General features: G+C 67.6%; 19 protein-coding genes. 5 read left to right on the top strand and 14 right to left on the bottom strand.

The window, feature by feature from the left end:
- Window positions 1-9 precede the first annotated feature (9 nt).
- The 3 genes from coxB to BCR55_RS09340 all read right to left on the bottom strand — a co-directional run bounded on the left by coxB (window position 10) and on the right by BCR55_RS09340 (window position 3,348).
- Window positions 10-1,608: a cytochrome c oxidase subunit II gene (coxB, locus tag BCR55_RS09350; RefSeq protein WP_053296805.1), complete on the bottom strand. Its 1,599-nt coding sequence runs from the start codon at window positions 1,606-1,608 to the stop codon at window positions 10-12.
- A gap of 54 nt (window positions 1,609-1,662) precedes the next feature.
- Entirely contained in the window at window positions 1,663-2,187 is a 525-nt protein-coding gene (locus BCR55_RS09345; RefSeq protein WP_012467715.1) for a DUF2244 domain-containing protein, read from the bottom strand.
- A gap of 195 nt (window positions 2,188-2,382) precedes the next feature.
- Complete coding sequence (locus tag BCR55_RS09340; protein WP_035488836.1) at window positions 2,383-3,348, bottom strand: methyltransferase domain-containing protein; 966 nt, start codon at window positions 3,346-3,348, stop codon at window positions 2,383-2,385.
- An 84-nt stretch (window positions 3,349-3,432) separates the two neighbouring features.
- Here BCR55_RS09340 and BCR55_RS09335 point away from each other — a divergent pair, with 84 nt between their 5' ends.
- The gene (locus BCR55_RS09335; RefSeq protein ID WP_053296804.1) at window positions 3,433-4,206 is read left to right on the top strand and encodes a ComF family protein; all 774 of its coding nucleotides are present in this window, start codon (window positions 3,433-3,435) and stop codon (window positions 4,204-4,206) included.
- Window positions 4,207-4,316: 110 nt separating this feature from the next.
- A complete protein-coding gene (gene trmL, locus BCR55_RS09330) occupies window positions 4,317-4,787 on the top strand; it encodes a tRNA (uridine(34)/cytosine(34)/5-carboxymethylaminomethyluridine(34)-2'-O)-methyltransferase TrmL (RefSeq protein ID WP_006398192.1) in 471 nt (156 codons plus the stop codon).
- 22 nt (window positions 4,788-4,809) lie between these two features.
- Here the strand turns inward: trmL and BCR55_RS09325 are convergent, their stop codons facing one another.
- The 5 genes from BCR55_RS09325 to BCR55_RS09305 all read right to left on the bottom strand — a co-directional run bounded on the left by BCR55_RS09325 (window position 4,810) and on the right by BCR55_RS09305 (window position 7,717).
- On the bottom strand, window positions 4,810-5,334 hold the full coding sequence (locus BCR55_RS09325; protein ID WP_006398191.1) for an O-acetyl-ADP-ribose deacetylase: 525 nt from the start codon (window positions 5,332-5,334) through the stop codon (window positions 4,810-4,812).
- Window positions 5,335-5,428: 94 nt separating this feature from the next.
- The gene (locus BCR55_RS09320) at window positions 5,429-6,427 is read right to left on the bottom strand and encodes an NAD(P)H-dependent glycerol-3-phosphate dehydrogenase (protein WP_006398190.1); all 999 of its coding nucleotides are present in this window, start codon (window positions 6,425-6,427) and stop codon (window positions 5,429-5,431) included.
- A gap of 26 nt (window positions 6,428-6,453) precedes the next feature.
- Complete coding sequence (gene secB, locus BCR55_RS09315) at window positions 6,454-6,936, bottom strand: protein-export chaperone SecB (protein ID WP_006398189.1); 483 nt, start codon at window positions 6,934-6,936, stop codon at window positions 6,454-6,456.
- 101 nt (window positions 6,937-7,037) lie between these two features.
- Window positions 7,038-7,298, bottom strand: coding sequence for a glutaredoxin 3 (grxC, locus tag BCR55_RS09310; protein ID WP_006398188.1), 261 nt, complete (start codon window positions 7,296-7,298; stop codon window positions 7,038-7,040).
- Window positions 7,295-7,717 (bottom strand): rhodanese-like domain-containing protein, encoded by a 423-nt coding sequence (locus BCR55_RS09305; RefSeq protein ID WP_006398187.1) that lies wholly within the window; start codon window positions 7,715-7,717, stop codon window positions 7,295-7,297. Before BCR55_RS09305 ends, grxC begins: the two co-directional genes overlap by 4 nt.
- A 135-nt stretch (window positions 7,718-7,852) precedes the next feature.
- On the opposite strand from BCR55_RS09305, the gene gpmA reads away from it, so the two are divergent.
- The 3 genes from gpmA (at window position 7,853) to BCR55_RS09290 (ending at window position 11,278) form a co-directional block, all read left to right on the top strand.
- Window positions 7,853-8,599, top strand: coding sequence for a 2,3-diphosphoglycerate-dependent phosphoglycerate mutase (gpmA, locus tag BCR55_RS09300; RefSeq protein ID WP_006398185.1), 747 nt, complete (start codon window positions 7,853-7,855; stop codon window positions 8,597-8,599).
- A 257-nt stretch (window positions 8,600-8,856) separates the two neighbouring features.
- A complete protein-coding gene (locus BCR55_RS09295; protein WP_006411337.1) occupies window positions 8,857-10,404 on the top strand; it encodes a S41 family peptidase in 1,548 nt (515 codons plus the stop codon).
- 121 nt (window positions 10,405-10,525) lie between these two features.
- Window positions 10,526-11,278, top strand: coding sequence for a molybdopterin-synthase adenylyltransferase MoeB (locus BCR55_RS09290; protein ID WP_006411336.1), 753 nt, complete (start codon window positions 10,526-10,528; stop codon window positions 11,276-11,278).
- A gap of 51 nt (window positions 11,279-11,329) precedes the next feature.
- On the opposite strand, the gene ptsP is transcribed toward BCR55_RS09290, so the two are convergent.
- The 6 genes from ptsP to BCR55_RS09260 all read right to left on the bottom strand — a co-directional run bounded on the left by ptsP (window position 11,330) and on the right by BCR55_RS09260 (window position 18,368).
- Entirely contained in the window at window positions 11,330-13,102 is a 1,773-nt protein-coding gene (gene ptsP / locus BCR55_RS09285; protein WP_006407042.1) for a phosphoenolpyruvate--protein phosphotransferase, read from the bottom strand.
- Window positions 13,103-13,304: 202 nt separating this feature from the next.
- Complete coding sequence (locus BCR55_RS09280; RefSeq protein WP_006398181.1) at window positions 13,305-13,574, bottom strand: HPr family phosphocarrier protein; 270 nt, start codon at window positions 13,572-13,574, stop codon at window positions 13,305-13,307.
- A 75-nt stretch (window positions 13,575-13,649) separates the two neighbouring features.
- Window positions 13,650-14,120, bottom strand: a complete 471-nt coding sequence (locus tag BCR55_RS09275) for a PTS sugar transporter subunit IIA (protein ID WP_006398180.1) — start codon at window positions 14,118-14,120, stop codon at window positions 13,650-13,652.
- 230 nt (window positions 14,121-14,350) lie between these two features.
- Entirely contained in the window at window positions 14,351-15,307 is a 957-nt protein-coding gene (gene gshB / locus BCR55_RS09270; protein ID WP_006407043.1) for a glutathione synthase, read from the bottom strand.
- Window positions 15,308-15,334: 27 nt separating this feature from the next.
- Window positions 15,335-16,624 carry a glutamate--cysteine ligase gene (gshA, locus tag BCR55_RS09265; protein WP_006398178.1) on the bottom strand — a complete coding sequence of 430 codons (1,290 nt, stop codon included), beginning with the start codon at window positions 16,622-16,624 and terminating at the stop codon, window positions 15,335-15,337.
- A 241-nt stretch (window positions 16,625-16,865) separates the two neighbouring features.
- On the bottom strand, window positions 16,866-18,368 hold the full coding sequence (locus tag BCR55_RS09260; protein WP_006408625.1) for an ammonium transporter: 1,503 nt from the start codon (window positions 18,366-18,368) through the stop codon (window positions 16,866-16,868).
- Between the last annotated feature and the right edge of the window lie 2 nt (window positions 18,369-18,370).

Genomic DNA, 18,370 nt, shown 5'->3' with positions numbered 1-18,370 from the left:
GGCGACACGTCAAGCCGCCGGCCCGATCTCGACCCGCCGGGCTTCCTTCGCGTCCGCCCCGCCCGTGATCGTTTCCGGCTTTTTGAGAATGATGCGGTCTTCCGCCACGCCCGCCGCCTTCAGCGCGTCGCGCACGGCCTGCGCCCGATGCTTGGCCAGTTCCGCGTTCGCGTCGGCCGAGCCCGTCTTGTCGGTGAAGCCCGACAGCGCGAGCTTCGCGTCCGGATGCGCGTTCGCATAGTCGGCCGCTGCGGCGATCGCCGCTTTCGCGTCGGCCGGCAGCGCGCTCTTGCCCGTCTCGAAGTAGATCGTCGACAGCGCAGCCGATGCCGCCGGCTGTTGCGCCGCGCCCGACGCGGCCTGCGCCGGCGCCGAAGCCGCTTCGGCCGGTGCCGATGCGGTCGCTGCGCCGCCCGCGGTGTCTTCCGGCATCTTGCCGTTGCGCGCGTCGGCCACTTGCTTCGGCTGCAGCAGATCGTTCTTGTGGTTACCCCACGAATTGCGCTCGTAGGTGACGACCGACGCAATGTCGAGATCCGACAGCGACGCCCACGACGGCATCGCGCCCTTGCCGTGCAGCACACGTTCGAGATGGCCGGCGATCGGGCCGTTCACGATCGGGCTGCCGTCCATCGCCGGGAAGGCACCGAGGCCCTTGCCGTTCACCTGGTGGCATGCCGCGCAGTTCGCCTTGTAGACTTCCTCGCCGTGCGCGACGAGTTCGGCCATCGTATAGACCTTGTTCGGATCGACTGCCGCGCCGGCGAGCTTCGCCTTCTGCGCGCCGACCCACTTCGCGTAGTCGTCGTCCGACAGCACTTCGACGACGACCGGCATGTACGCGTGCTCCTTGCCGCACAGTTCGGTACAGAAGCCGCGGAACGTGCCGACCTTGTCGGCCTTGAACCAGGTGTCGCGCACGAAGCCCGGAATCGCGTCCTGCTTCACGCCGAACGCGGGCACGTACCACGAGTGCACGACGTCGTTCGCGGTCGTGATGATGCGGATCTTCTTGTTGACCGGCACGACGAGCGGGTTGTCGACTTCCTGCAGATAGGTTTCGGTGATCGGCTTCTTGCCCATCACTTCGTCGCGCGGCGTCGTGAGCGTCGACAGGAAGCTGATGCCCTCGCCCGGGCCCTTCACGTAGTCGTAACCCCACTTCCACTGATAACCGGTGACCTTGATCGTCAGGTCGGCGTTGGTCGTATCCTTCATCGCGACGACGGCCTTCGTGGCCGGCAGCGCCATCAGCACGACGATGATGAACGGCACGATCGTCCAGATGATTTCGACGGTCGTGCTTTCATGGAAATTGGCGGCCTTGTGGCCCTTGGATTTGCGGTGCGCGAAGATCGAATAGAACATCACGCCGAACACGCCGACGAAGATCACCGTACAGAGGATCAGCATCATCGTGTGGAGATCGTAGAGCTCCTCGGCGATCTTCGTGACGGGCGGCTGCAGGTTGATCTCGTTGACGCGGGGGCCGCCCGGGCTGTCACCGACCGCCAGAGCGGCACCGGCAAAGAGCAATCCGCTGCATGCCAGCACGCCCGTGAGGGCTCGCTTGATTGTTTTCATAGCATCCTTACCCAAAATTTCCATTCAAACCCTCCCCCGTCGCAAGCCGCCTGCGGTTGCCTCCCGGCGAGCGCTTCATCAGCCGCAGCGCCGGAGCGCTACGCGCAGTTCGTCGGCGAACTGCGCACGCTTGTACTGCGCGAGATGCTGCCCGATTACGACGGTCTGCCCGCGCGACACCAGCCGAATCGGATCGCGTGGCGTCGCGCCCGGTTCGACCCGCACCCAGCGCGGGTTGAATTCGATCTGCGTGAACCGCTCCGCATCCATCCGCTCGATCACGAGCCGGTGCGGAAACAGCCTGATGCGCTCGTAATCGACCGCATGGCGGGCATAGATCGCAAACGCGACGCCCACGACCAGCAGCTCGATTCCGGTGAAGGGCATGACGAGCCATACCCCACGCCACATCAGCAATGCCGCAATCGCCAGCGAGAAGCATGCGAGCGACGCGTAAAACAGCACGAACTGGCGCGGCGACACCGAACAGTTGCGCTTCATGAGCCAGTCCTTCAGGACCGGTTCGCCATTCGCCGTCTCCGCCAACACCCTCGCTGCTTCCATCGCCGCCTCACGCGAATGGCATGCGATGCATGCCTGCATCGGACTTGCCGCCCCGTATTGCGGGGACCCCGGGACGACAAGCTGACGCATTATAGGCGGGTTCAATGGCATCCACAAGCAAGCGCCTATCGGCCCGCGAGCCAAGCGCGACAAGCTTTCCGGCCATTTCCGGCGTCAATTCGACCCCGCTTCACGCCGCTAATTTCAGACATAACAAAACCCCTCTTTACCGCCTTACCGATTCTTCGGACGCCCCTTTCCGATGTCTTCGATACGCACGATCCCGTGCCCTTCCGGCGTCGTGCGCGGCACCGCCTTCCAGGCGTGGCCGTAGATCACTTCGAACGTCAGCGGGATCGTGCCGTCCGCGCGGCGGCGCGCTTCCAGCGCGTTCGCGAGCGCGTCGCGAAAGCGCCGCGACGCGTGCAGCGGCGCCGTGCGCGCAAACGGATACGCGCCCCAGCGGCGCACGTCGGCGAGCAGCGATTCGGCAGACTTGTACGTGACGGTCAGCACTTCCTGGTCCATCACGGGGATCTCGAAGCCGCTTTCGACGAGCATGTCGCCGAGATCGTGCATGTCGACGAAATCGATCACGCGTGCGGCCGGCGGCGCGATGCCGAGCGCCGCTTCCGCCTCCGCGCAGGCGGCACGCAGTTCGCGCAGCGTGTCGGGGCCGAGCGTGCTGAACATCAGCAGGCCGTTCACGCGCAGCACGCGCTGCCATTCGGGGAACACCGTGTCGGGACGCGAATGCCAGTGGAGCGCGAGATTCGACCAGACCAGCTCGAATCCGCCGTCCGCGAACGGCAGCGCCGAGAAATCGGCCTGCGCGACGCGCGGCCCGCGCTGTCCGAGCGCCCGGCCCAGCGATGCAGGCAGCCAGCGGCGCCAGCTCGTCTGCTCGAGCTCGCGCTGCGCGGCGCGCGCGAGCATCGCGTGCGACAGGTCGACGCCGAACACCGGCGCCTCCGGGAACCGCGCGCGCAGCGCCGGCAGGTCGTCGCCCGCGCCGCAGCCCGCGTCGAGCACGGCCGTCGGATTCACCTTGATGTATTCGAGGCGTTCGCACATGCGCTGCGCGATCTCGCGCGGCAGGAACGCAACCGCGTCGAACGCGGCGGCACGGCGATCGAAGATCCGCCGCAGGCGCCGTGCGTCATTGGCCGGACGGCCGGTTGGAGTCGAAGCTGGGGACATGTCGGGCACACTGGCGAAGAGCCCGAAGTATACTCGCTCGCCCTGCACGCTTCAGCGAAGCCGGGGCCGCAAGGAGTGTTCGCGATGGTCCGCCGTTCCGTTCCGCATCCGCTGCGCGTCGTTTTGTCGCAGGTCGGTCAGCTCGCCGCGCGCATCGTCGCGGCTGCGCTGCCGAACCGCTGCGCGCTGTGCGGCAATTTGTCACATGCCGTGATATGCGTCGCCTGCGACGCCGCGTACTGGAACGAAGCGCGGCTGCGCTGCGCCGTCTGCGCGATGCCGCTCGGTGCCGGACGGCCGCGTTCGCGCGGCGCGCACGCGTATCGGTGCGACGCGTGCCGCAATGCCGCGCCGCCGTTCGATGCGACGCTCGCGCTCGCCGACTATCGGCCGCCGCTCGACCGACTCGCGCGCGATCTGAAGTTCCATGCGCGGCTCGCGCTCGGCACGGAATTCGCGGCGCGGCTCGCGCGGCTGATCGACGACACGCCCGGCGCCGGCACGATCGACGTCGTCGCGCCGGTGCCGCTGTCGCGCAGCCGGCTCGTGCGGCGCGGCTACAACCAGGCCTGGGCGATCGCGCGGCCGCTCGCGCGGCGGCTCGGCGTGCGCGCCGACGCCGCGCTGCTCGTGCGTGTGGCCGACACCGCGCCGCAGTCGCGGCTCGACCGGCGCGCGCGGCGCGACAATGTCGCCGCCGCGTTCGCGGTCTGCGGCGATGTCGCGGGCTGCCACGTCGCGCTCGTCGACGACGTGATGACGTCCGGCGCGACGCTCGCGGCGAGCGCCCACGCGCTGAAGGCCGCCGGCGCCGCGCGCGTGACGAATCTGGTCGCGTTGCGCACGGCGCGAGATTGACTGGATTGCAGATACGAATGCCGCCCGCCTCACGCGCGGGCGGCCGTGATGAACCGGCCGTATGGCGCGGGCGTACGCGCCCGGGCCGTACGGCACAGCCGAACCCGAACATGTTCAACGTCGTCCTCGTCGCTCCCGAAATTCCGCCGAACACCGGCAACGTGATCCGTCTGTGCGCCAATACGGGCGCGCGCCTGCATCTGATCGAGCCGCTCGGCTTCCCGCTCGACGACGCGAAAATGCGCCGCGCGGGGCTCGACTATCACGAATACGCGCAGATGCGCGTCCACCGCGACTGGGACGCGTTCGTCGCAGCCGAATCGCCCGATCCCGCACGGATCTTCGCGTTCACGACGCGCGGCTCGAGCCGCTTCCACGATCGCGCGTTCCTGCCGGGCGACTGGTTCGTGTTCGGTTCGGAAACGCGCGGGCTGCCGGCCGAACTGCTCGAGCGCTTCCCCGCCGAGCAGCGCGTGCGGCTGCCGATGCGGCCGGGCAACCGCAGCATGAACCTGTCGAATACGGTCGCCGTGGTCGTGTTCGAAGCTTGGCGCCAGGCCGGCTTCGAAGGCGGCGCATGACACGGCGCGCGCGCGGGCGCCGCTACGCGCGTGCGAGCCGTGCGCGATACAGGTCGTAAATGTCGGGAGAAAAGCACGCGAATATCACGCGCGTGATGCCGGGCGCCTGCGGCAGCATCTCGACGACCGTGCCGACCGCGATGTCGACCGCGCGGTCCGCCGGATAGCGGTAGATCCCGCAGCTGATCGCCGGAAACGCGATCGACGTGGCGCCCGCTTCGTCGGCCAGCTCGATCGCGCGCCGGTAGCACGATGCGAGCAGACGCGGCTCGCCGCGATCGCCGCCGTGCCATACGGGCCCGACCGCGTGGATCACGTAGCGCGCCGGCAACCGATGTCCGCGCGTGAGTTTCGCGTCGCCGGTATCGCAGCCGCCGAGCGTGCGGCATTCGGCGAGCAGGCCCGGGCCGGCCGCCCGATGGATGGCGCCGTCGACGCCGCCGCCACCGAGCAGCGAGCCGTTCGCGGCATTGACGATCGCGTCGACCTCGAGCGTCGTGATGTCGACGCATTGCGCGTCGAGCGTGGTGGAACCGATCTGCAGCATGACACCCTCCCGAAAACGCCGGAGACGGTTCAAGCGTAGTGCGCATTCGCGCGCCGTGCGCGAATGCGCGTCGGCGCGCGTTGCGCCGTAGACATTACTCGGCGCGCGCGTCGCGCCGCAGCAGCCCGCTGACCGCGTCGCGCGGCGCGACGCCGTCGAACAGCACGCCGCAGACGGCTTCGGTGATCGGCATTTCGATCGACTGCGCACGCGCGAGCGCGAGCACGGCCTGCGCGCAGCGTACGCCTTCGGCGACGTGGCCGAGTGCACCGAGGATGTCGCTCAGCGAGCGCCCGGCGGCCAGCTGCAGCCCGACCGTGCGGTTGCGCGACAGGTCGCCGGTCGCGGTCAGGATCAGGTCGCCGAGGCCCGTGAGCCCCGTGAAGGTTTCGGTGCGCCCGCCGAGCGCCGCGCCGAGCCGCGACATTTCGGCGAGGCCGCGCGTGATCAGCGCCGCGCGCGCGTTCAGCCCGAGACCGAGGCCGTCGGCGATGCCGGTCGCGATCGCAAGCACGTTCTTCACCGCGCCGCCGACCTCGACGCCGATCACGTCGTCGCCTGTATAGATACGCATCGCGCCGTGGTGGAACGCGGCCAGCGTGCGGTCGCGACACGCGGCCGACGCACTCGCGACCGTCAGCGCGACCGGCAGCCCCTGCCCGACCTCGCGCGCGAAGCTCGGCCCCGACAGCACGCCGTTGCTGAGCTGCTCGGGCAGTTCGGCCGCGATCACCTGATGCGGCAGCAGATGCGTGTCGGCCTCGAAGCCCTTGCACACCCACACGATGTGCGCCGGCACGCAGCCGGCATCGCGCATCGCGCGGCACAGCGTGCGCAGCCCCGCGACCGGCGCGGCGATCACGCATAGCGCGTCGTCTGCGGCGCCGTGCGCGAGCGCGGCGCCGAGATCGGCGTCGTAGCGCAGCGCGTCGGGCAGCGCGATGCCGTCCAGATAGCGGGAATTTTCGTGCCGGGCCTGCAGCCCGGCGATCAGCGCGGCGTCGCGCGCCCAGAGAAGCGTGTCGTGCCGCGCGGCCAGATGGCCCGCGAGCGCGGTGCCCCAGGCGCCGGCGCCGAGGACGGCTACTTTCATACCCAGCACCGGTCGGTCGTGGCGTGTCAGTTCAGCGCGGTGCCGTTCGGTGCGCCTGCGGCGCCGGCCTGCTGCTGCTGAAGCTGGGCGAGACGCTGCTCGTACAGCGCCTGGAAGTTGATCTCCGCGAGATGGATCGGCGGGAAGCCCGCACGCGTGATCGCGTCGGCGATGTTCGAACGCAGATACGGGAACAGGATCGTCGGGCAGGCGATGCCGACGAGCGGATCGAGCTGTTCGTCCGGGATGTTGCGAATGTCGAAAATGCCGGCCTGCTTCGCTTCGATCAGGAACGCGACCTTGTCCTTCACCTTCGCGGTGACGGTACCCGACACGACGACTTCGAACACGCTCTCCGCCAGGCGCTCGGCCTTCACGTCGACTTCGACTTCGACGGACGGCATGTCCTGCTCGAGGAAGATCGCCGGCGAATTCGGCTGCTCGAGCGACATATCCTTCAGGTAGACGCGCTGGATATTGAAGAACGGTTGGTTTTCGACGTCGGACATGGTGTTTCCCTAAAAGTGGTAACGGGCCGCACGGCGCATGCCGGCAGCCCCGGATGGATCCTGCGCGGGCCGCGGCGCAGCCGGCGGCCATTCTGCCCTAATCAGGCCGCTTGCAGAAGCGGCACGAGGCCGCCTTCGCGGTCGAGCTTCGACAGATCGTCGTAACCGCCGACATGCGTCTCGCCGATGTAGATCTGCGGCACCGTGCGGCGTCCCGTGCGGGCCATCATTTCCTCGCGGCGCGCCGGATCGCGGTCGATCAGCACCTTCTCGATCTGCTCGACGCCGCGCAGTTTCAGCAGGCGCTCGGCCTGCATGCAATACGGACACACTTGCGTGCTGTACATCAGAACCTTGTTCACTTCGCCACTCCTTGTTTGACGACCGGCATGCCGGCCTGCTGCCAGGCGGCGACGCCGCCGTCGAGCACATGCACTTCGGCGTAGCCCGCCGCCTGCACTTCGCGCGCGGCCTTCTGCGACTGCTGGCCGTTCTGGCAGACGAGCAGCACCGGCGTGCTCTTGTTCTTCGCCACTTGCGCAATTTTCGCGCCGAGCTCGCCGGCCGCGACCTGGCGCGCGGACGGCAGGTGGCCCGCCGCGAATTCGGCCGGCGCGCGCAGGTCGATCACGACCGCGTTGCGGCGGTTGATGAGCTGCGTCGCCTCGGCAGCCGACACCCCGCCGCGGCCGCGGCGCAGCGCGGGCCACGCGAGCAGGCCGCCCGAGACGAGCAGGATCGCGATGAGGGCCAGGTTCGTGTAATCGGTAAAGAACGTCACGGAATTCCGCCGAAAAAAGAGAAATCGGAAAAGGGCAATCCCGCCATTATAAAATAACCGTCTTGCGCGATGGCGGACCCGGCTGCGGGCCCCGCGCGACGCGCACCGCTTCCTTCACTACCGACCGCAAGATCCATGTACAAACTCGTTCTCATCCGCCACGGCGAATCGACGTGGAACAAGGAAAACCGCTTCACCGGCTGGGTCGACGTCGACCTCACCGAACAGGGTCGCAACGAGGCCTATCAGGCCGGCGAACTGCTCAAGGAAGCCGGCTACACGTTCGACATCGCGTATACGTCGGTGCTCAAGCGCGCGATCCGCACGCTGTGGCACGTGCAGGACCGGATGGATCTCATGTATCTGCCGGTCGTCCATTCGTGGCGGCTGAACGAGCGCCACTACGGTGCGCTGTCGGGCCTGAACAAGGCCGAAACGGCCGCGAAGTTCGGCGACGACCAAGTGCTCGTCTGGCGCCGCAGCTACGACACGCCGCCGCCCGCGCTCGAACCGACCGACGAGCGCGCGCCGTACAACGATCCGCGCTACGCGAAGGTGCCGCGCGAGCAGCTGCCGCTCACCGAGTGCCTCAAGGACACGGTCGCCCGCGTGCTGCCGCTCTGGAACGAGTCGATCGCGCCGGCGATCCGTGCGGGCAAGCAGGTGCTGATCGCCGCGCACGGCAACTCGCTGCGCGCGCTCATCAAATACCTCGACGGCATCTCGGACAGCGACATCGTCGGCCTGAACATCCCGAACGGCGTGCCGCTCGTCTACGAACTCGACGAGAACCTGAAGCCGATCAAGCACTATTACCTCGGCGACCAGGAAGCGATCGCGAAGGCGCAAGCCGCGGTCGCGAAGCAGGGCAAGGCGGGCTGACGCCCGGCGCGTCGCGCCGGCCTCCCCGGCGCGGCGTGTCACGGCCGCGCGAACCTTCGCGGGCCGCGCGCTGTCGAATCCGCTTTCGAAGCCGTCGCGCGCGCTGCCCGTGCGCGCGGCCGGCGCGAGCGGCCCGGCCAGCCGTCCGAGCCGCGGCCCGTTTCGCGCCGTTCCCCCTGACCTGTCGGACGAACAGTTATACTTGTCCGCTACATCCCCGCTACCGCCACGCGCTTCCCGACCGCACCAGACTCTCTATGCGAATCAAATTGAAGAACATCGGCCTGATTGCCGCGGGCCTCGCCACTGGCGTGTTCGCCACGCTGCAGATTTCCGCATCGGCCGAGCAGACCGTCACGGCGCCGCTTCCCCTCGACCAGCTCCGCCTGTTCGCGGAAGTCTTCGGCCAGATCAAGCGCGAGTACGTCGAGCCGGTCGACGACAAGAAGCTGCTGACGGCGGCGATCAAGGGCATGGTGTCGAGCCTCGACCCGCATTCGTCGTTCCTCGACAAGACCGACTATGACGAGCTGCAGGAGCAGACGAAGGGCCGCTTCGCCGGTCTCGGCATCGAGATCTCGCAGGAAGACGGGCTCGTCAAGGTGATCTCGCCGATCGAAGACACGCCTGCATTCCGCGCCGGCATCCGTCCGGGCGACCTGATCACGCGCATCAACGACAAGCCGGTACGCGGCATGACGCTCGACAAGGCCGTCAAGCAGATGCGCGGCGAGCCGGGCACGAAGGTCACGCTCACGATCTTCCGCAAGAGCGACGACCGCACGTTCCCGGTCACGGTCACGCGCGCGATCATCAAGGTTCAGAGCGTCAAGATGAAGATGCTCGATCCGGGTTACGCGTACATCCGCATCACGAGCTTCCAGGAGCGCACGACGCCCGATCTCGCCGCGAAGCTGCAGGACATCGCGCGCCAGCAGCCGAACCTGAAGGGCCTGATCCTCGACCTGCGCAACAACGGCGGCGGCCTGCTGCAGAGCGCGGTCGGCGTCGCCGGCGCGTTCCTGCCGCCCGACTCCGTCGTCGTGTCGACCAACGGCCAGATTCCGGATTCGAAGCAGGTCTATCGCGACACCTACGACAACTACCGGCTGCCGTCCTTCGACGGCGATCCGCTGAAGGGCCTGCCGCCGATCTTCAAGACGGTGCCGATGGTCGTGCTGACGAACGCGTATTCGGCATCCGCGTCGGAAATCGTCGCCGGCGCGCTGCAGGATTCGAAGCGCGCGCTGATCATGGGCAAGACGACGTTCGGCAAGGGCTCGGTGCAGACGGTCCGCCCGATGACGGCCGACACCGCGCTGCGCCTGACCACGGCGTACTACTACACGCCGAGCGGCCGTTCGATCCAGAACAAGGGCATCACGCCCGATCTGCCGGTCGATCAGTACGCCGACGGCGATCCGGACGACGTGCTCGTCACGCGCGAAGTCGACTATACGAACCACCTCGCGAACACGCAGGATCCGAACGAGAAGAAGGAACAGGAAGAGCGCGAGCAGCGCCGGATGGATCAGCTGCGCATCCTCGAGGAGCAGAACGACAAGAAGACGCCGGAGCAGCGCCAGAAGGATCGCGATCGCAAGCCGATCGAGTTCGGCAGCGCCGACGACTTCATGATGCAGCAGGCGCTCAACAAGCTCGAAGGCAAGCCGGTCCAGGAGTCGAAGTCGCTGCTCGCCGAGAGCACGAAGAACCCGGCAGGCAAGCCGGCTGCGGCAGCCAAGGCATCGGGCGCCGCCGCGAAGCCGGCCGCCGCACCGAAGCCCGCGTCCGCGCCGCAGTAAGCGTCGGCCGACATCGGACGGGCCATCGCGGGAAGACCGCGATGGCCCGTTTTTCATGCGCGCCTAGAATAGACCGGTACGCCCGCGCCCGCTCGCGCGGCGGCATCGCTGACGACACACCATGAACGACGATCAACTCCTTCGCTATTCCCGCCACATCCTCGTCGACGAAATCGGCATCGAGGCGCAGCAGCGCTTTCTCGACGCGCATGCGATCGTCGTGGGCGCCGGCGGCCTCGGCTCGCCGGCGGCGATGTATCTGGCGGCGTCGGGCGTCGGCACGATCACGCTCGTCGACGCCGACACGGTCGACCTGACGAACCTGCAGCGGCAGATCCTGCACGCCACCGCGTCGGTCGGCCGCAGCAAGGTCGAATCGGGACGCGACACGCTCGCGCAGCTGAACCCGGACGTCGTCGTGCAGGCGGTCGCCCAGCGCGTCGACGACGCATGGCTCGACGCGCGTGTGCCGAGCGCGACGGTCGTGCTCGACTGCACCGACAACTTCGCGACGCGCCATGCGATCAACCGCGCCTGCGTCGCGCACGGCGTGCCGCTCGTATCGGGCGCCGCGCTGCGCTTCGACGGGCAGATCAGCACGTTCGACTTCCGCGACGCGGCCGCGCCCTGCTACGCGTGCGTGTTTCCGGAGGATCAGCCGTTCGAGGAAGTCGCGTGCGCGACGATGGGCGTGTTCGCGCCGACGGTCGGCATCATCGGCGCGATGCAGGCCGCCGAAGCGCTGCGCGTGATCGGCGCGATCGGCACGACGCTGAACGGCCGGCTGATGATGCTCGATTCGCTGCGCATGGAATGGACGACGATGAAGATCGCGCGCCAGCCCGACTGCCCGGTGTGCGGCAAGCGGCACTGACGCGCATGTGCACAACGATCGTCATGATCGTCGAGGACTAGCCGCCGACGACTATGCGGCGGCGTCCGCGCGCGGTTCGGCGACTGCGAGGCGCTTCAACGCCGCCTGCACTTCCTCGGGCTCGAATGCGGCGAGCACGTCCGCCGTCGGCTTTTCGAGCGACTTCAGATGCGCGCGCAGGATCTCCTGCTTCACGACGAGCAACTGGCTCGGATGCATCGAGAATTCGGTGAGCCCCATGCCGAGCAACAGCCGCGTGAGCGCCGGATCGCCAGCCATTTCGCCGCATACCGACACCGGCACGCCCGCGCGCTTCGCTTCGCGCAGCGTATAGGCGATCAGGTGCAGCACGGCCGGATGCAGCGGGTCGTACAGATGCGCGACCGCGTTGTCGGCGCGGTCGATCGCGAGCGTGTACTGGATCAGGTCGTTCGTGCCGATCGACAGGAAATCGAAGCGCTTCAGAAACAGCGGCAGCGCGATCGCGGCGGCCGGAATTTCGATCATCGCGCCGACGCGCACGTTCGGATCGTACGCGAGCCCCGCGTCGTCGAGCTGGCGCTTCGCTTCGCGAATCAGGTCGAGCGTCTGGTCGATCTCCTGCGCATGCGCGAGCATCGGGATCAGGATCTTCACCTGACCGAACGCCGACGCGCGCAGGATCGCGCGCAACTGCGTGAGAAACATCTGCGGCTCGGACAGGCTCCAGCGAATCGCGCGCAGCCCGAGCGCCGGGTTCGGCGCGGTTTCGTAGCCTTCGTCGAGCGCTTCGAGCGGCTTGTCCGCGCCGACGTCGATCGTGCGGATCGTGACGGGCATGCCCTTCATCCACTCGACCGCACGCTTGTACGCGGCGAACTGCTCCTCCTCTTCCGGCATCTCCTTCTGATGCATGAACAGGAATTCGGAGCGAAACAGCCCGACGCCGACCGCGCCCGCGTCGACCGCCGCCTTCGCGTCGTCGGGCAGCTCGATGTTCGCGTACAGCGCGATCGGCGTGCCGCACAAGGTCTGCGTCGGCGAGAACTTCAGGCGCTGCAGCTTGCGCTGCTCGAGCAGCTTCTCCGACTGCCGGTACGAATATTCCTCGAGCACGATCGGCGCCGGATCGACGATCACGATGCCCTGATCGCCGTCGACGATGATGAGATCGTCCTGCCGGATCAGCGCGCTCGCATGCTGCACGCCGACGGCGGCCGGAATGCCGAGGCTGCGCGCGACGATCGCCGTATGCGACGTGCGGCCGCCGAGATCGGTGACGAACGCCTGGAACGACTGCGTCTTGAACTGCATCATGTCGGCCGGCGCGATGTCGTGCGCGACGACGATCATCTCGCTCGTGCCGTTCGCCGCCGCGCCGTCGAGCGCCTGGGCGGCCGACGGTGCGCCCGCGAGCGCCTTCAGCACGCGCTCGACGACCTGCTCGATGTCGGCCTTGCGCTCGCGCAGATATTCGTCTTCGATGTCGTCGAAGTGGCGCGTGAGCAGATCGAGCTGTTCGGTCAACGCCCATTCGACGTTGTAGCGACGCGTGCGGATCAGGTCGATCGTTTCCTGGACGAGCATCGCGTCGCCGAGGATCATCGCGTGCACGTCGATGAATGCGCCGACTTCGGACGGCGTGTCGTCGGTCAGGTCGGCGCGCAGTGCTTCGAGCTCGCGATGCACGGCGTCGAGCGCCGCGCGGAAGCGCTCGACCTCGGCCTCGATCCGGTTCGCCTCGATCAGGTAATGGGCGACGTCGAGCGCCGCCGGCGCGATCAGATACGCTCGCCCGATCGCGATACCACGTGAGACGGGAATGCCATGCAGCGTGAAGGACACGCGCACCTCCTCTGTACATGAAAAGCCGCGGCACACTGCTGCGATGCGCTTATGACCCCGGATAGCGATTATAAATTCCGCGCGTGTCCGCTGACTGCATGCAGCGCAGCATTGCGCGTTTCGCATCAATGCTGCCGGCGAAAAAAAAGCCGCGGAATCCGCGGCATTCTGACTGGAATCGGCAACGATTCCGTGCGTCGGTTTACTGACCTTCGCCGAACTTGTCGGCGATCAGCTTCAGCAGCGCATCCATCGCTTCCTTCTCGTCGGGGCCGTCGGTCTCGATCGTGATCGTGCTGCCGATGCCCGCCGCGAGCATCATCACGCCCATGATGCTCTTCGCATTGATCTTGCGCCCGTTGCGCGACATCCAGACTTCCGACTGGAAATTGCCGGCCAGTTGCGTGAGCTTGGCCGATGCGCGTGCATGGAGCCCCAGTTTGTTGACGATGGTGGTTTCTTGTTGAAGCATGATGATCGGTCGGGTCGGTCGAGGCTGCCGGCGGCGCGCGCCGGCTGCACGGTCTAAAACGAAAGCGGATAACGGTCAGTGCGATTCGGTGCGCGGCTGCGGCTCCGGCGGAATCGGCGCGCACTGCCCGCAACCGACTTCCGACGGCGGCGGCGGCGTGCCGGCCGCCACCTCGTGCACGCCCTTCGCGCCGCCGGACAGCGCCTTGTCGACGAGCTTGTCGAGCGGCATCGTCCGATAGCATACGGCGCGCACCAGCATCGGCAGGTTCACGCCCGCGAGCACGCGCACGTCGGCGATCTTCGCGAGCTGGCCCGCGATGTTGGCCGGCGTCGCGCCGTACATGTCGGTCAGCACGACCGCGCCGTTCTCTTCCTTCAGGCGCGCAAGCTCCGCATGCGCGAACGCCATCACCTGGGCGGGATCGCTGTCCGCCTGCACGTCGATGCAGCCGATGCGGGCGGGCACGCCGCCGTAGATGTGCGCAATGCAGTCCCGCAGCGCGGTGGCGAGCGGGGCGTGCGCGATGATCAGAATCCCGGCCATGTCAGACCGCTCCCGCCCGCCCCTGGCGGGCCGACAGCCCGCGGCGGGGCAGCGGGCGTAGCGAATGAGGGGATCGTTTCATGTTCAGCCTTGCAACAGTGTCGGCCCGACCGCCGGGCCTTCGGCGCGCCGATCGCGGCGCCGGACGAGCGGGCATTGTAGCAGGCCGGTCATGCCGATCCGGCGGCGGCGGGCCTGCGCGGCCGCCGCCGGTGTGACGCGGCGGGCGCCTATGCGGCCGCCCGCTCCAGCGCGTCGATGAACATCGCGGCGACGTCGAAGCCCGTCTGCTCCATGATTTCGCGAAAGCATGTCGGGCTCGTCACGTTCACCTCCGTGAGCCAGTCGCCGATCGCGTCGAGGCCGACCAGCAGCAGCCCGCGCGAGGCGAGCACCGGGCCCAGCGTCTCGGCGATCTCGCGGTCGCGCGGCGTCAGCGGCTGCGCGACGCCAAGGCCGCCGGCCGCGAGATTGCCGCGCACCTCGCTGCCCTGCGGAATCCGCGCCAGCGAATACGGCACCGGCTCGCCGCCGATCAGCAGAATGCGCTTGTCGCCGGCCTTGATCTCGGGAATGAACTTCTGCGCCATTACCGAGCGCGTGCCGTCGTGGCTCAGCATCTCGATGATCGAACCGAGGTTCATGCCGTCCGGCTTCACGCGGAACACGCCCATGCCGCCCATCCCGTCGAGCGGCTTCAGGATCACGTCGCCGTGCTCCGCATGGAATGCGCGCAGCCGTTTCGCGTCGCGCGTGACGAGCGTCGGCGCGACGAACTGCGGGAACTCGCCGATCGCGAGCTTTTCCGAATGGTCGCGGATCGACTGCGCGCGGTTGAACACGCGCGCGCCCGCGCGCTCGGCCAGTTCGAGCAGCCACGTCGACGTCACGTATTCCATGTCGAACGGCGGATCCTTGCGCATCAGGACCGCGCCGAACGACTCGAGGCGCCGCGCGTCGACGGGCCCCGCCTCGTACCAGGTCTCGCGATGCAGATCGTCCAGTTCGCCGACGAACGTGATGCGCCGCACGTCGGCCTCGACCGCCGAGCCCGTCCAGGCGAGCTCGCGCGGCTCGCACGCGTAGATCGCATGGCCGCGGCGCGCGGCCTCGGCCATCATCGCGTAGGTCGAATCCTTGTAGATCTTGAAGCGCTCGAGCGGGTCGGCGATAAAGAGAATGTCCATGCGGGTCCTGTACGTAGCGAAGCCCGGTTACACCTGAATGGCTTCGGGATCGGTCTTTTCGAGTTCGATCGACGATGCGATCAGCGACAGGCGCGCGACGACGCCGTACATGTAGAAGCGATTCGGCGGCGCGGCGCCGGGCTTCGCCCCGGCATCGGGCAGCGCGGTGTGCTCGAAGCCGAGCGGCACGTAGTGCATGCCCGGTGCGTTCAGGTTCTGGTCGCGCTCGCGGCCGCCGTGCGTGCGATAGAAGCCGCCGACGACGTAGCGGTCGATCATGTAGACGACCGGCTCCGCGACTTCGTCGCCGACGCGCTCGAACGTATACACGCCTTCCTGCACGATCACGTCGCGCACGGCAAGGCCGGCCTTCGACTCGGCCATCTGCGCGCGCTCGGCCTTCGACATCCGGCCGATCTCGGCCGCATCGTGCACGGTCATCACGCCGCGCCCGGCAGTGCCCGCATCGGCCTTCACGACGACGTACGGCTTTTCGCTGATGCCGTATTCGCGATACTTGCGCGCGATCTTCTTCAGCACGCCGTCGATCGCGTCGGCGAGCGCCTGCTCGCCTTCATGCGCCTGCCAGTCGACGCCTTCGACGTGCGCGAAATACGGATTCACCATCCACGGATCGACGCCGACCATCTTCGCGAACTTCTTCGCGACGTCGTCGTAGCACGAGAAGTGCGTCGACTTGCGGCGCACGGCCCAGCCCGCATGCAGCGGCGGCAGCAGATACTGCTCGTGCAGGTTTTCGAGCACCGACGGAATGCCGGCCGACAGGTCGTTGTTCAGCAGGATCGAGCACGGATCGAAGTTCTTCAGGCCGAGGCGGCGCTGCGAACGCTCGAGCGGTTCGAGCACGATCTTCTGGCCGTCGGCGAGCGTGATCGGCGTGATGTCGGTGATGCTCGGATCGAGCGAGCCGAAACGCACGTTCAGGCCGGCCTGGCGCATGATGGTGGCGAGCCGCGCGACGTTTTCCAGATAGAAGGCGTTTCGCGTCGGCAACTCGGGAATCACGAGCAGGTTTTTCGCGTCCGGGCAGATCTTCTCGATCGCGGCCATCGCCGCCTGCACGGCAAGCGGCAGCACTTCGGACGGCAGATTGTTGAACGCGCCGGGGAACAGGTTCGCGTCGACGGGCGCCAGCTTGAAGCCGGCGTTGCGCAGGTCCACCGAACAATAGAACGGCGGCGTATGTTCCTGCCATTCGAGCCTGAACCAGCGTTCGATCGCAGGCGTCGCGTCGAGGATCTTCTGCTCGAGCTCGAGCAGCGGACCGTTCAACGCGGTAACGAGGTGGGGAACCATGAATCACTCGCGAGCGGGAGAATGAAGATTGTAGAGCAATTGCCTTGCCCATTTGGGGATTGCGCCCGCTTTCACAAGGATTTGGAGAAAGTTTGTCGCTATTGACCCGATAGTGTGAAGGGTTATCGGTCCCGTTCTCGACCGTGGGGAGAAAAAAGGCCCGCCGGAAGGCGGGCCGAAGTCGCTGCGCTCATCGTGTGCGGCGGGCCGCCGTCGCGGCGCCCCGCCGGATTGGGAGCGCTTATTCGACGTGTTCGCCGTGCAGGATCACGTCGAGGCCTTCGCGCTCTTCCTCTTCGGTCACGCGCAGGCCGATCGTCAGGTCGATCAGCTTCAGCAGCACGAAGCTCAGCACGCCGCTGTAGACGAGCGTGATCAGCACGCCCTTCGCCTGCAGCAGCAGGCTGCCGTCGAAGCCGCCGATGTCCTTGACCGCGAACACGCCCGTCAGCAGTGCGCCGAGAATCCCGCCCACGCCGTGCACGCCGAACGCGTCGAGCGAATCGTCGTAGCCGAGCTTCGACTTCAGCCAGGTCGCCGACCAGAAGCAGACGACGCCCGCGGCGATGCCGATCACGAGTGCACCCGCGACGCCGACGAAGCCGGCGGCCGGCGTGATCGCGACGAGCCCCGCGACCGCGCCCGACACGATGCCGAGCACCGAAGGCTTACCCTTCGCGATCCATTCGGCAAACATCCAGCCGAGCGCCGCGCAAGCCGTTGCGACCTGCGTCGTCAGCATCGCGAAGCCGGCACGGCCGTCGGCGGCAACCGCCGAGCCCGCGTTGAAGCCGAACCAGCCGACCCACAGCATCGAGCCGCCGATCATCGTCAGCACCAGGTTGTGCGGCGCCATCGATTCGCGGCCGTAGCCGACGCGCTTGCCGAGCACGAGGCACGACATCAGGCCCGCGATACCGGCGTTGATGTGCACCACGGTGCCGCCCGCGAAGTCGAGCACGCCGTCCGCCGACAGCCAGCCGGTCGGCTCCCACACCATGTGCGCGATCGGCACATAGACGATCAGCGACCAGAGCGTCATGAACACGAGCATCGCCGAGAACTTCATGCGGTCGGCGAACGCGCCGCAGATCAGCGCCGGCGTGATGATCGCGAAGGTCATCTGGTAGACGAAGTAGACCGATTCCGGAATCGTCGTCGCGAGGTGGCTGACGGTCAGCGTCGTCGCCTTGTCGCCCTTGATGTAGTTCATGCCGTGCAGGAACACGCGCGACAGGCCGCCGATGAAGCCGTTGCCCGGCGTGAACGCGAGGCTGTAGCCGATCACGGTCCACAGCACCGTGATCAGCGCGGTGATCGCGAAGCTCTGCATCACGGTCGCCAGCACGTTTTTCTTGCGCACCATGCCCGCGTAGAACAGCGCGAGGCCGGGAATCGTCATGAACAGCACGAGTGCGGTGGAGGTCAGCATCCACGCGGTGTCGCCCGCGCTGATCTTCGACGAATCGACCGAGAACGGCGCGCTCGGCGCCGCGGGAGCGGCGGCGGCCGATGCATCGGCCGGAGCCGAAGCGGCGGCCGAAGCCGGCGCGGCTGCGGCGGCGGACGCGTCGGGCGCGGCGGAGGCCGTGGCCGCGGGTGCGGCGGCAGCCGACGCGTCGGGCGCCGAAGCGGCGGGCGCGGACGCAGCCGCAGCGGACGCCGCGTCGTCCGCGAGCGCGGGGCCGACACCGGCCGCGATCAGCGAACCGGCCATCAGCAGGGACATCAGAACTTTGCGCATCT

This window comes from Burkholderia sp. CCA53 (genome assembly GCF_001685525.1).
GTDB classification, from domain to species: domain Bacteria; phylum Pseudomonadota; class Gammaproteobacteria; order Burkholderiales; family Burkholderiaceae; genus Burkholderia; species Burkholderia multivorans.
This window is presented reverse-complemented; position numbering and strand designations above follow the sequence as displayed.